This window comes from Flavobacterium sp. UW10123, from assembly GCF_040538975.1.
Classification (GTDB): domain Bacteria; phylum Bacteroidota; class Bacteroidia; order Flavobacteriales; family Flavobacteriaceae; genus Flavobacterium.
In genome coordinates this window covers 59349-73408 of the sequence record NZ_JBEWQE010000019.1, presented here as the reverse complement: position 1 = coordinate 73408, position 14060 = coordinate 59349, and the positions used below count along the sequence as shown (strand labels likewise).

At 31.8% G+C, this 14060-nt stretch carries 12 protein-coding genes; 6 read left to right on the top strand and 6 right to left on the bottom strand.

Annotation, left to right across the window (positions count from 1 at the left end):
- Positions 1 to 14: 14 nt before the first annotated feature.
- The 4 genes from ABXT06_RS19785 to menD all read right to left on the bottom strand — a co-directional run bounded on the left by ABXT06_RS19785 (position 15) and on the right by menD (position 4729).
- Complete coding sequence (locus ABXT06_RS19785; RefSeq protein ID WP_012024845.1) at positions 15 to 848, bottom strand: 1,4-dihydroxy-2-naphthoyl-CoA synthase; 834 nt, start codon at positions 846 to 848, stop codon at positions 15 to 17.
- 768 nt (positions 849 to 1616) lie between these two features.
- Positions 1617 to 2468 (bottom strand): CvfB family protein, encoded by an 852-nt coding sequence (locus ABXT06_RS19780; protein WP_354592291.1) that lies wholly within the window; start codon positions 2466 to 2468, stop codon positions 1617 to 1619.
- Positions 2469 to 2639: 171 nt separating this feature from the next.
- Complete coding sequence (locus tag ABXT06_RS19775; RefSeq protein WP_354592290.1) at positions 2640 to 2981, bottom strand: DUF2853 family protein; 342 nt, start codon at positions 2979 to 2981, stop codon at positions 2640 to 2642.
- Positions 2982 to 3067: 86 nt separating this feature from the next.
- Entirely contained in the window at positions 3068 to 4729 is a 1662-nt protein-coding gene (gene menD / locus ABXT06_RS19770) for a 2-succinyl-5-enolpyruvyl-6-hydroxy-3-cyclohexene-1-carboxylic-acid synthase (RefSeq protein WP_354592289.1), read from the bottom strand.
- 178 nt (positions 4730 to 4907) lie between these two features.
- Between menD and ABXT06_RS19765 the strand changes: the two genes are divergently transcribed.
- The gene (locus ABXT06_RS19765; protein WP_354592288.1) at positions 4908 to 6083 is read left to right on the top strand and encodes a thioredoxin family protein; all 1176 of its coding nucleotides are present in this window, start codon (positions 4908 to 4910) and stop codon (positions 6081 to 6083) included.
- 15 nt (positions 6084 to 6098) lie between these two features.
- Positions 6099 to 6596, top strand: a complete 498-nt coding sequence (locus ABXT06_RS19760) for a GNAT family N-acetyltransferase (RefSeq protein WP_354592287.1) — start codon at positions 6099 to 6101, stop codon at positions 6594 to 6596.
- Positions 6597 to 6725: 129 nt separating this feature from the next.
- Here ABXT06_RS19760 and ABXT06_RS19755 read toward each other — a convergent pair whose 3' ends face one another.
- The gene (locus tag ABXT06_RS19755; protein ID WP_354592286.1) at positions 6726 to 7313 is read right to left on the bottom strand and encodes a glutathione peroxidase; all 588 of its coding nucleotides are present in this window, start codon (positions 7311 to 7313) and stop codon (positions 6726 to 6728) included.
- A 777-nt stretch (positions 7314 to 8090) separates the two neighbouring features.
- Between ABXT06_RS19755 and ABXT06_RS19750 the strand changes: the two genes are divergently transcribed.
- From ABXT06_RS19750 to ABXT06_RS19735, 4 genes are all read left to right on the top strand, one after another.
- Positions 8091 to 8621, top strand: a complete 531-nt coding sequence (locus tag ABXT06_RS19750; protein WP_354592285.1) for an RNA polymerase sigma factor — start codon at positions 8091 to 8093, stop codon at positions 8619 to 8621.
- On the top strand, positions 8621 to 9409 hold the full coding sequence (locus ABXT06_RS19745; RefSeq protein WP_354592284.1) for an anti-sigma factor: 789 nt from the start codon (positions 8621 to 8623) through the stop codon (positions 9407 to 9409). Before ABXT06_RS19750 ends, ABXT06_RS19745 begins: the two co-directional genes overlap by 1 nt.
- An 86-nt stretch (positions 9410 to 9495) precedes the next feature.
- Positions 9496 to 9888, top strand: a complete 393-nt coding sequence (locus tag ABXT06_RS19740; protein ID WP_354592283.1) for a DoxX family protein — start codon at positions 9496 to 9498, stop codon at positions 9886 to 9888.
- An 18-nt stretch (positions 9889 to 9906) separates the two neighbouring features.
- Positions 9907 to 10641, top strand: coding sequence for a DUF3667 domain-containing protein (locus ABXT06_RS19735; protein WP_354592282.1), 735 nt, complete (start codon positions 9907 to 9909; stop codon positions 10639 to 10641).
- A 63-nt stretch (positions 10642 to 10704) separates the two neighbouring features.
- On the opposite strand, the gene ABXT06_RS19730 is transcribed toward ABXT06_RS19735, so the two are convergent.
- Entirely contained in the window at positions 10705 to 13932 is a 3228-nt protein-coding gene (locus tag ABXT06_RS19730) for a cytochrome c biogenesis protein CcsA (RefSeq protein ID WP_354592281.1), read from the bottom strand.
- Positions 13933 to 14060 lie beyond the last annotated feature (128 nt).

Sequence of the window (14060 nt, the reverse complement as noted above, 5' to 3'; positions counted from 1 at the left end):
ATTTTATAACTTATTTATGGTAACCATTTATTTTCGCCGAAGTTTGGTTTTCTTTTCTCTAAGAAAGCATTTCTTCCTTCTTTTGCTTCTTCGGTCATGTAAGCCAAACGAGTTGCTTCTCCTGCAAAAACTTGTTGTCCGACCATTCCGTCATCTGTTAAGTTCATTGCGAATTTTAGCATTTTGATAGAAGTCGGTGATTTTTGAAGAATTTCCTGCGCCCACTCGTAAGCAGTCGCTTCTAATTCGTCGTGTGGAATTACAGCATTTACCATTCCCATTTCAAAAGCTTCTTGTGCAGAATAGTTTCTTCCTAAAAAGAAAATCTCACGAGCTTTTTTCTGACCTACCATTTTAGCCAAATATGCCGATCCGTAACCGCCGTCAAAGCTTGTTACGTCTGCATCTGTTTGTTTAAAAATAGCATGTTCTTTACTCGCAAGCGTCATATCGCAAACTACGTGCAAACTGTGTCCGCCACCTACAGCCCAACCAGGAACAACAGCTATAACTACTTTTGGCATAAAACGAATTAAACGCTGTACTTCTAAAATGTTTAAACGATGCTGTCCATCGTCTCCAACATAGCCTTGGTGTCCGCGTGCATTTTGATCTCCTCCGCTACAGAAAGAGTAAACTCCATCTTTAGTTGAAGGTCCTTCAGCAGAAAGTAAAACAACTCCAATCGAAGTATCTTCTTGAGCATCGTAAAAAGCTTGGTATAATTCTGAAGTAGTTTTTGGGCGGAATGCATTTCTAACATTTGGTCTGTTAAAGGCTATTCTAGCTACTCCATTACATTTTTTATAAGTTATATCTTCAAATTCTCTGGCTGTAATCCAATCCATTTTGATTTTTTTGTTTAAATAATTATACGGTAAAAATAAAGCATTTTTACTATTCTACCTACTCAATCCGTCTTAAGTCTTTACTAAATTGAGATGCAATGTTAACAATTGGTATTTACTTACAAAAAATAACATTTTTTAACATTAGTTTAGAAAAATAATAATTAATTTTACAGCCTAGAAATCAATGAGATACAAATTACTTCAAAGATTTCAGATTGATTTTCTTTCACTGATTTATTAACCTAAAAAATGATTTTTTTGAGAAAATTTAAAAAATTTGTCGCTCATTTTTTTAGGGTTTTGAGTAACAAACCTCAATTAAAAGAGCAAATGATTTATGTGTTTGTCGAAACTTCAAAAAGAAAAAAGTAACACCTAAGGTTAAATGTTAGAATTGTATCTATAATTAGTATAGAAATGATAACGATAAAAGAAGAAAAAAGTACTAATTCATACTTTCTAAAAGTTATTTTATAAAACCAATGGATTAGCCGTGAAATTCTTTTTTTGCTGTTAAGATAGGTACATTAAATCATTTAAAAGACATACCATCAATGGGATAATTTCCAAAATTCGTAAAGTTATTGTTCTGAGATGGACTCGAATTATTTTATTTCTGTTTTTTTTTAATTACAATTTTTTTTAAAACTGAATAAAAAGCGAAAGGCTGCTTGTAATGAGCAGCCTTTTGTATTATAACTTTCGTAAGTTCCAAAAAATATAAATTTCAAATTCCAATGGATTGAGTTGAATCAATCTTGGAAATTAATTTACAAGGTAAATTCCATCGTCTTTTATTTCAATCAATTTTTCTTTGTAAAGAGATCCAATTGCTTTTTTAAACGATTTTTTACTCATTTTTAAAACTGTTTTTATGTCTTCTGGATGAGAATTATCATTTAATCTAAGAAAACCTCTGCTGGCTCTTAATTCACTTAAAATTTTCTCTGCATTTGGCTCTATGCTTTCAACACCTTGAGCTTGCAGGGCAACATCAATTTTGTTATCAGGACGAATGTTTTTGATATAACCACGCATTCTGTCCCCAGTTCTTATGGAATCATCATAAACTTCATCTTTATATAAAAGCCCTTTGTGACGCTCGTTAATGATAACATTGATTCCCATGTCGGTAATATGAGAAACTATTAAATCGACTTCTTCACCTTTTTCAACAGTCAGATTATCATTGCTCAAAAACTGGTTTGTTTTACTTGAAGCAACCAAACGATTAGTTTGTTTATCTAAATATAAATAAACCAAGTAGCGTTTTCCTTTTTCCATCGGTCGCGCTTGTTCTTTAAATGGAACAAGAATATCTTTTTCCATTCCCCAATCCATAAAAGCACCAACATTATTGATATAATTTACTCTCAAAAGAGCAAATTCATTCAATAAAATATAAGGCACCAAAGTGGTTGCTACAGGGCGCTGTTCGTGATCTAAATAAACAAAAACAATTAATTCTTCGCCAATCTCAAAAACTTTTGGCACATATTTATTTGGAAGCAAAACGTCATGAACACCATCTGGATCATTTTCTGGATCTCCTAAAAACAAACCAACTTTAGTATCACGCAATATCGTTAGCGTATTGTATTTTCCTATTTCTAACATTTTTATAAGTTTCTAAGCAGTCAGACTGCTAAGTTTCTGAGGCGCAAAGGTACGAAGTTTGGTGCGGTACAAAGAAATTAATTTTAACAAAACTTAGTTTGAGTGCAAAAAATAGAAAATCCCTTTATAAGCAGATGTTATAAAGGGATTTTAAATTATATCAAATGTAGACTATTTGAAGATGCTTTCTTTTTTAAAGTGCACAGTTAATAAATAATACACTACCGCTCTATATTTGTGTTTATTTGATTTACCATACTTTTCCATAACGGCATCAATTCCTTTATCTAAATCTGGCCCATTTTTCAAACCTAATTTTTTGATTAAAAAGTTGTTTTTAACCGTATCTAATTCTGATTGCTGCGAAGAAGCCACCGTAGAAGCATCATCATTATAAATTGACGGTCCGCAAGCAATTGTAACTTTTATTAGTAAATCTGCATCAGCTGTAACTCCACATTTTTCTTTTAGGTCGGCTGTGTACTTTTTAATTAAATCTTCTCTCTTGCTCATAATTATACAATTTGGTGAATAATAAGCCAAATGTATAATTAAGGAAACTTTAAAACAATAATTTTAACAAATATTTTCTTTCAATTTTAAATTAGGTATTTGAAATACTGTTTTAAAACAACATCATTCTCAACTGTTGGCGTAAAGATTTCCAAAATACACGGAACTTCGTTAGAGTCATATAAAGAATTAATTCCGTTTTCTAATGATTGAATATCATTAGCTGTGAAATAATTTAAACCGTACATTTTTGCCAAATGCTCGGCAGTCAATTTATGCGATGTTTCAAAATAAGTGTTGAAAACAGGTTTTTCTTGATGCCCTGGAAGAATTCTAAAGATTCCTCCTCCTCCATTATTAACTAAAATAATCTTGAAGTTTTTAGGAATATAAGAGTTCCACAGAGCGTTACTGTCGTATAAGAAACTTATATCTCCCGTAACAAAAATTGTTTGTTTTTCGTTTCCAACCGCGGCGCCAATTGCTGTAGTAGTGCTTCCGTCAATTCCGCTTGTTCCTCGATTACAGAAAACTTCTATAGAATTATCAATATCTATTAACTGAGCATAACGAATAGCAGAACTGTTACTTATTTGCAGCATGCTATTTTTAGGCAGTGATTCAATTACTTTTTCGAAAACTTTAAAATCAGAAAATTCAATTTTACTCAAATATTCTTTTCTTCGTTCTAATCTCGTTTGGTAAACAGTATCTACATTATTGAAATAGTTACTTTTTACAAAAGATGTTTTTGAAAGAAGGTCTTTAAAAAAATCATTTGGTTGCATTTCAAAATGTTTTGTCAGCGCTTCAAATGTATCATAAGCCCGTAAAGTATCAATATGCCAATGTTGTTTTGGTTTGTATTTTCGCAAAAAACCTTTAATTCTTTTTGAGACAACCATTCCTCCAAATGTTACTAAAATTTCAGGGTTAAATTTCTTAAAATCAAAATCATCGAAAGGCGTAATTAAAGTATCTATTGAATTAATAAAACTTTCATGATGAAGATTTGAAGTCGTTTCTGTAAGCACGACAACTGACGGATCTGAAGCTAAATTTTCAATAACTTCTTTATCAATTGTATCCGCTTCGTTAACTCCAACTAAGATTAATTTTCGTTTCGCAGTATTCCAAACAGAAATTACTTCTTCACTATTTTCTATTATTAATGTAAAAGCTTCTGGCTTTGTATTTGTAATCTTTGGCTGTACAGAAAGTTCCTCTGTTGTTTCGTATAAAGGTTCTTCAAAAGGTGCATTAATATGAACTGGACCTTTCTTTTGAATTGCCGCTTCAATTGCTAGATTGATTTTTAAATCATTTTCTTCTGATGCCTCTTCGGTTAAATTGGCATTAAAAACAGAATGATTAGCAAACACATTTTCTTGACGAATGGTTTGTCCGTCACCAATATCAATTTTACTCTGTGGACGATCCGCAGAAATTACAATTAATGGAATTTGACTATAAAATGCTTCAGCAAGAGCGGGATAATAGTTTAACAAAGCAGATCCGGAAGTACAGACAATAGCAGTTGGCTTTTTAGTTTGTTGCGCGATTCCTAAAGCAAAAAAAGCAGCACATCGTTCGTCTGCAATGCTATAACAAGTAAAATTTGGATTTTGAGCAAATCCGATAGTTAACGGCGCATTTCTAGATCCTGGAGAAATTATAATATTAACAATGCCTTTGGCAGATAAAATTTCGATAATGCTTTGTGCAAGCGCTATTTTGGGGTAAATCATTCCGGTCGTGTATTACTTTTTTTAAAAGAAAATCTTTCATTTGATTTTTCTTCATCTTGCTTACAAAGTTACAAAGTTCGCACTTGATTTATATTATAATTAGGAATATATTAAGGCTCTTTCTCGAAAAAGGGAATATATTTGTAAAATCGAATAATTAATAAAAGCCTGACACAATATGCGTTTCTTACTTATACTTTTTTTATCTGTTACTTTTCAAACTATAACCTCACAGAATCAATTTGCTCCTGTTGACGTTCCGTACAAAACAGCTTTAGAAAATGCAAAAAAAGAAGGAAAACCGCTTTTTGTTATGCTTTACGCAGATTGGTGTCCGCATTGCAATTTAATGAAAGCGGAGGTTTTGAGCGATCCTACTGTTATGGATTTTTTGAATAAAAACTTTGTTTGCACTTATAAAAACATTGAAAAAGAAGAAGGAATTGCTTTAAAGAATAAATTCAATACTAAATCGCTTCCTACTTTCTTATTTCTTGATAGTGATGAAACTTTAATCTATGCATTGAAAGGCGAAATGAAAAAGCCTGAATTCTTAAATGAACTCAACAATGCTTTAAATCCAAAAATTCAATTGCCTCAATTAGAAAAACAGTTTCTTGCTGATCCCAGCAATTCGGATAAATTTTTCACCTATTTGAATGCTTTAAAAAAAGGAAAAGATAGAACCGAATTATCAATACCGACACACATTTATTTGGATACGCAAACTGATAAACAATTGGTGAGTGAATTAAATTGGCGAGTGATTGCAAATGGCGTAACCGATATTAAATCTAGGGAGTTTCAATATGTTTTAAATCACCAGAAAGAATTTGCAGCAGTAGCTTCACAAAATCGAGTTGATCGTAAAATTGAAAGTATTGTAAACGAACTGCTTCGTCCTTTGGTAGATAATTTAGATACCGTAAACTACTATAAACAAAGAGAAATTGCCAAATCAATAAGATTACAAAAAACAGATTCTTTGGTTTTTAAATATGACTTGACATTGGCTGAAAGAACTGAAAGATGGAATTTTTATAAAAAAGTTACGCTCGAAGACACCCAAAAATTGGTTTGGAATGATGCAAGCTTTTTGAAAGATATCGGAAACACTTATTTCAAGCATATAAAAGATAAAGAAAGTCTGAAAAAAGCGATTTTTTGGGTAAATCGTTCTCTAGAATTAAATGATTCTTATGACGGTAATTTGCTAGAAGCCAAGCTTTATAATAAAATAAATGATCGAAAGAAAGCTTTAGAATATGCGAAAAATGCCAAAGTTATTGCAAAAGAAATGGACTGGAATTCTAAAGAAGTAGACACTTTATTAGCTGAATTGAATACCAAATAACCGTAATAATTACCAATGAGCATTATTTTAAGACCTGCAACAACAACCGATTTGCAAAAAATTCTAGAAATTGTAAATCATTCCATTTTACATACTACAGCCAATTATAGTTATGAAATCCAGACTTTGGAAGTTCAGACCAAATGGTTTGAAGATAAAATGGGCAAAAATCTTCCAGTAATTGTAGCCGATTTAGATGGCGAAGTGGTTGGTTTTGGGAGTTACGGACAATTTAGAGAAAAAATTGGCTATCAATATACTGTTGAACATTCTGTTTACGTAGTTGATAATATCATTGGAAAAGGAATTGGTTCAAAACTTTTGACAGAATTAATACGTTTAGCGAAAGAACAAGGCTACCATGTTATGATTGGTGCTATTGATGCTGATAATGCTGGAAGCATTGCTTTCCACGAAAAATTCGGATTTGTCACTACAGGAACGATTCGCGAAGTAGGCTACAAATTTGACCACTGGCTGGATTTGGTTTTTATGCAGCTTATTTTGAAATAATTTACCACAAATGCTCAAACAAACGCAAAGTTCGCAAAGTATTTAAAACTCTGCCTCTTTGCCTCTTTGTACCTTTGAACCTAAAAAAAAAGACTCAAATTTGAATTCCAAATTTGAGTCTTTTTTACTTTAGCTTTTAATCCAACTGATTACTTCTGGTTCTGTAACTAAAGTTTTTGGCTTAATTACTTTTACCAATTCTCCTTTTTCATTGATTAGATATTTTTGAAAATTCCACTCAACTTCAGAGTCTTGTAGGCCATTTCTTGATTTCTCAGTCAAGAATTTATAAACCTCGCACATATCGCTTCCTTTAACTGAAACTTTACTCATCATAGGAAAAGAAACACCGTAGTTTTGTTGGCAGAAAGTTTCGATTTCTTTATTTGTTCCTGGTTCCTGAGACGCAAAATTATTTGCAGGGAAACCAACAATCACAAAGCCTTTATCTTTATATTCTTTGTAAACAGCTTCTAAATCTTTGTATTGTGGAGTTAAACCACATTTTGACGCCGTATTGACAATCATGATTTTTTTGCCTTTTAATGATGCAAAGTCAAAAGTATCTCCTGATAGATCTTCTACTTTAAATTGATAAATTGTTTCTTTTGCCATGGTTTTATCTTTTTTAGATAATTTGTTTGTACTGGTTTGCGCATTTAATCCTGTTGCAGACAAAATTGTTGCTCCAAATAGTATAAAAAGTATTTTTTTCATCTTATAATTTTTTATAAAATTAGCTAAAATCCATTTCACAAAAACTTTTTTTTTGCCAATCAAAAGTTAAATAAAAAATGAAGCCTAACGTTAATCAGACGTTAGGCTTCCCCCCATACAAACAAATCAAACCATGAATTAATTATTATTTAATCTTTTATAAGTATAGTTGATGACTCGGTTTATATCGAAAATTCGTTTATCCCCCATATGTCAAACGTTTTTTAAAAGTTATTGGCTTGTATGATGTTTCGTTAAATCCTAAAATAGTCGAGACATATTAAAAAAATCTTCTATTTGGAAGTCCGAGTACATCAACTATATAATATTTTATGTTTTTAATGTCTTTTATTATCATATTTACTTTAACCATTAAATGACAGATCATTTCTATCTGTGCAGTTTAATAAAGTATCTCTCAGAAAATCTTTTTCAGTAAAAATGGTTAATGACAAAACTGTTGTTAATCCAACTATTAATATTTTGACTATTATTTTGCTATCCATAGATCTTTAGTAATGTTCTAACAACAGTTTTTTAAAAATTTATAACTGTAAATATGATCTTTCCCACCTTATTTAATTTATCTACGTAATTGGATTGTTTTTGGTTTTAAAAAAATACAAAAAAAATGCATTTTTTTTCTGAACCCTTTATTTTCTTAGGTTTTGGACTATTAAAAAAAAACAGAAAAATGAAGAAAAAATAAATTAACTTTATAACAGGTTAGCATATAACGTCTTAATTTTTAATGTTTAAACTTAAAAATCCAAATCTATGAGTCAAGAAGAACTGTTAGTTTTAATTTACAAAAAAGACGAAAAAGCTTTTACGCATTTGTACGATATGTACTCAAAAAGCTTATTTTCTGTCATTCATGTCTTAATCAAAAATCGAGAAGAAGCTGAAGATGTTCTTCAGGATGTTTTTGTCAAAATCTGGAAAAACATCGATTCCTACAACGAGAGTAAAGGACGATTCTACACTTGGATACTTAATATCGCCCGAAACACTTCAATCGATAAACTTCGTTCTAAAGACTACAACAACAGCCAAAAAAACCTTTCATCAGATAATTTCGTAAATCTCTTAGATGAGAGTAATAAATTGCACCATAAACTAGATGCAATTGGTATTCAAGAGTTTGTAAAAAAACTAAAACCAAAATGTATCGAAATCATCAATTTATTGTTCTTTAAAGGATACACCCAGCAAGAAGCTTCAGAAGAATTGGCAATGCCACTGGGAACTATCAAAACGCAAAACAGAAACTGTATTAACGATTTACGTAATTATTTGAAGATATAATGGAAGCACAAGAATATATAGAATCAGGAATTTTAGAGCTGTACGTTTATGGCTTATTAAGTGAAAAAGAGAATCTTGAAATTGCCGAAATGGCAAAAAAGAATCCTGAAATGGATCAGGAAATTATTTCGATAGAAAAAGCTGTTATAGCGCTTTCATCAAGTTTTTCTCCTTTCCATTCTGTGGAAAATTTCGAAAAAATTAAAGCTCGTCTTGAACTTAAACACGGAAAAGTAGTTGAGATGAAACCAGCCTCAAATTGGTCACAATACGTGGGCTGGGCGGCTGCAGTATTGCTGCTTTTAGGTTTAGGCTATCAAACGTTAGAATTGACAAAAACAAAAGAGGCGATTTCTACTGTTGGAAATGAAAAGAATCGAATTCAACGAGAATATGCTTTTTTAGATCAGCAGAATAAACAGACTGAGAAAAACTTAACTATCGTAAGAGATATTAAAAACACAGGTGTAACTCTTGGCGGACAGGCTGTTTCTCCAGCTTCTTTTGCAAAAGTGTATTGGAATAAACAGACTAAAACTACTTATATCGATGCGGCAGGTTTACCAGCTCCTCCAAAAGGAATGGTTTATCAGGTTTGGTCTTTAAAGCTGAGTCCTGTACTTACTCCGACAAGTATTGGTTTATTGGATAATTTTGAAGGCAATAAGCAAAAAATATTTGCTGTAGATCAAACCACTTCTGCTGAAGCTTTCGGAATTACTTTGGAGCCAGCCGGCGGAAGTCCAACTCCAACAATGGAACAACTTTACACTTTAGGAAAAGTTTAAATTTAATCTTTTATAAAAAAGCTAAAACGCATATTCAATGTAATATGCGTTTTTTTATTATTTTTAATTTACCAAAAACCAATTTTATGAATGCAAATTTACTTTTGAGAATTGCTATGGCAGTTATTCTCCTTACCCATTCCGTTTTTGGAATGTTCAATAATGGCATCAATGATTTTGGAAATCTCTTTCTAAATCAAATTGGTTTTGCTCCTTTTGGATTGTTTCTTGCCTGGAGTATCAAATTATCTCATGTTGCCGCTGCAATACTTTTATTAGCAAATAAATACATTAAACTCGCTGGTTTTGCAACCATTTTTGTTCTTATAATGGGAATCATTCTAGTTCATTTTAAGGAAGGTTGGTTTGTTGTCGGCGGAGGAAGAAATGGTGTTGAATATAATTTTCTACTAATAATAGTTTTGTTCGCAATTATGTATCCCGATGGCATCATAAGAAAGCAAAAAAGTAATTCATAAACCAAATACCGAGCTGAAATGGAAATAATGTGCAAAAATTGCCATCAGATTTTTAAAGGTCACTATTGTAACAATTGCGGGCAGTCTGCAGAAACGCATAAAATAAATGTGCATTTTTTATGGCATGATATCCAGCACGGCTTATTACATTTTGACAAAGGAATTTTGTATTCTTTAAAGCAATTATTTACAAGGCCAGGGCATTCTGTTCGAGAATTTATCGAAGGAAAAAGAGTTCGCCATTTTAAGCCTCTCTCTTTGGTTGTTGTACTAGCAACACTTTATGGGGTGCTATATCATTATTTTCATATCAATACTTTTGAAGCTGTAAATTCTCCAAATTTAGACTCTGATTATTTAAGCGAATGGTTTGCTACGCATTTTTCATGGGTAACTGTAGGCTCTATTCCTATTTATACTATTGGGACATATCTCGTTTTTAAAAGCCAAGGTTATAATTTTGTCGAACTTTTTGTGCTTAATACTTTTAAAGCGGCGCAAAGAATTTCTGTACAGCTGTTAACAATACCTGCAATGATTTTTCTAAATCATACTTCGCATATGCAGCAGTACACTTATACAATGTATATTATTGGTATAGTTTTGATTTTTTGGACAAACATTCAGTTTTTTAATAAAATATCAAAAACGAAAGCTTTTTTCTTGTCGCTATTGAGTCATCTCATTTTTTTAGTTTGCTATTTTATAATAATAGGCATCATACTTCTTCTCTCTGGGGAATTTCCAAACTAAGCATAAAAAAAACTCAACATTGTGTTGAGTTTTTTTTATGAATTAATAATTATTGCGAATTATTTATTTCTTCACTTTTTTAGTTTTATAGTATTTACGGTACTTTGGATACGTTACAGCTCCAATTATAGAAATTGTAACTAAGCAATAATAAATCCAATTTAACGAATGTGCTTCACCGCTTGCGTAAGAGTGCAAACCTACTAAGTGGAAATTCACTCCATAATAGGTAAACAAGATTGATACGAAAGCATACATACTCATTAAATTAAAGAACCACTTCCCTCTTAAAGCTGGAACAAAACGAGCATGAATTACAAACGCATATATCATAATCGAGATTAAAGCCCAAGTTTCTTTTGGATCCCATCCCCAGTAACGTCCCCAGCTTTCATTTGCCCATTGTCCTCCCAAGAAGTTTCCAATAGTCAGCATGATAAGACCAATAGTCAAAGCCATTTCGTTAATGTAACTTACTTCTTTTATATGTAAATCCATTTTGGCTTTATTTTTATCATTCGTAAAGAAAATCAATAAAAGAGCTACAAAACCTAAAATCATTCCTAAAGCAGTCGGACCGTAACTTGCAACAATAACAGCAACGTGAATCATTAACCAATAAGAATTAAGAACCGGTTGTAAATTTGCAATTTCTGGATCGATCCAGTTCATGTATGCTGCCATTAAAATCATGGCCGTAACAAATGCAGATGAAGCAACTGTAAGTTTAGATTTTCTATCAAAAGCCAATCCGAAGAACATGGTTGACCAAGCCACATATACAATAGATTCGTAAGCATTACTCCACGGTGCATGACCAGAAATATACCATCGTGCAACTAATCCTAAAGTATGGATTACAAATAATAATCCGACAATAATATGAAAACCATTTACAGTGATTCTAAGCCATTTTTTCTCAAAGAAAATATTTAGAATAGTAAACATCAGCATAAGAATAGAAGCTGTAATGTACCAATAAGGCAATACTTTGAAAACATCATATTTATTATAAGCAATCTCAGCATCAATTTTATCTTCGCTTGGCCTTACTTTAGCACCAAATTTCTTTTGGAAACCATTAATACTTTCAACCAAATTATCGGCAGTGTCAAAGTTTTTCTCAATTGAACCATTATTTAAAGCACTAAAATATAAAGGCAGAATCTGTTTCACATAAGTAGAATCCATCCCTTTAAAACCAGCACTTTCACGTTCTAAAAATGAAACCCATTTATGGTTCGGATCATTTGGAACTGGGAAAATTTTTAAAATACTGCCACTTAATGCTGACTCCATTAAGTTGACTTTTTTATCAGTTTCAACAAAATCTTTCTCAAAATTATTCGGATTTGCCGCTTTATAGGCAGCATCTAAATACGGAGATAATTTATAATTTCCTTGCTCATCAAAGAATTTCACAAATGGAGCATACTGGTCTTTTGAATCAATTCCGATAATTTTACGAATACTATCGTTTCCTGATTTAATATAAATTAAAGGAATCTGAATCCAAACCTGGGCGTATTGTGTCATAGACAAGAATACTTGATCTGAATTCATTCCGTTGTATGAATCTTTATGACTTACTTTTCTAAGCAATTCAGAAGAAAACGTATTAATTGGCTTCATTCTTCCTCCAGCATCTTGAATGATCAAACGCCCAAATTTTGCAGCGTGTGCTTCTGGCGCTTTATAAATATTCAATAAAGAATCTAGCTGTTTCTGGCTAGGTGGCGCAGTAACGTGATTCGCATGATCATTTGGATCTGCACTGTGATTATGTTCGTGTTCATGAACATGTCCGGGAGTGTGAACATGTGGCGCTTCTTGAGCAAATCCATTCAAACCAATCAATAAAACTAAAATGGTAATTAGTTTTTCTTTTTTCTTCTGAATAGCATCAAGTTTGCGTTTCAAATCGCCAAAACGAGAATGCTTAGTAAACATAATAGCCATTAAACCAATATATAATAGAAAATAACCGAAATAAGTAATGTTAGTTCCCCAGAAATCGTGATTTACAGATAAAACAGTTCCTTTTTCGTCTGGATCAAATGAAGATTGAAAGAAACGATAACCTTTATGATCCAAAACATGATTCATAAAAATATCTGCATCAAAAGTTTCTGTAGAATCCTGAACAGTTACTTTACTTTTAAAAGCAGAATAACTTTTTTCTGTTCCAGGGTATTTGTCTGCAATAAAATCGTTTAAACGAATTTTAAATGGTAAAACATAAGCTTTACTTCCGTAGAATAAAGAATATTCAATCTTACCGATTTTCACTGTTTTTGGTTCTCCAATTTGTCCTTTAGAACCAAAAAGCATTACTTCTTTTTCTTGCCCTTCTGCTTTTACTTTTACAACCAAAGCATCATTATGAGATTTTGCTTTAAAATCATTATTAGATTCGTAATCCACTTTACCTTTCAATGGAGGTTCTGGAAATACAATTCTAATATCTCCAATGCTGTATAAAGAACGCATCATTAAAGGTTGTACATTATCTTTTGTAACTTTTCCTTTAAATTGATCTGCCATTCGCATAAACTCACCTTCAAAAGGAGTCTGAATAGTGTATTCTTTTCCAGTTGTATTGATGTTAATTGCACCATCAGTCTGCTTATTTAATGCAAACAAAACATTGTGAATATTCTGAACTTCACCTTCTTTCAGATAATGTTCTTCTCTACCACCTGCTCCAGCTTCAACTAGTTTAAGATATAAAGTTCCGTTTGGATCTGGTTTAACCACTTCTTTCGCTCCCATGATATAGTTTGAATAAGTAACTTCAAAAGGAGTTTCATCGAATTTTCCTGAAATACTGAAATTATTATTGGTAACAGGAGAAAGCAAAAGGCTTTTTTCAAAGACTCTTCTTTTCATTTCCCCTTTATATTCACCATCGGCAAAAATGGTTAAAAAAGTTTTATCTGAGTATACTTGATTTTCTGCTGCGCCTTCGCGAATTGGCATCATTCCTTCGTAACTAATATAACGTGTGATAAAAGCTCCTAAAATGATAAAAACAAAGGCAAGGTGTAATAAAAGTGTTGCCCATTTTTCTTTTTTATGCAGTTGATATTTTTTGATATTTCCGAAGAAATTAATCATAAAGATGGCCATAATCGCTTCAAACCACCAAGTATTGTAAATTAGTATTCTGGCTGTATCTGTGTTGTATTTACTTTCGATAAAAGTTCCAACACCCATTGCAATTGCGAATGTTAAAAAAAGAACGGCCATTAAACGTGTAGAAAACAAAAAAGAGAATATTTTTTTATCCATTTCTTAGGAATTACATTGTATAAAAGTGCGACAAAAGTACTTAAAAATGTTGATTAGCAGGCTTTGCCTTTTGTTAATAAAAACCAAAAATAAGGACTATTTTTTAAACGAATTGATAATATGGAAGG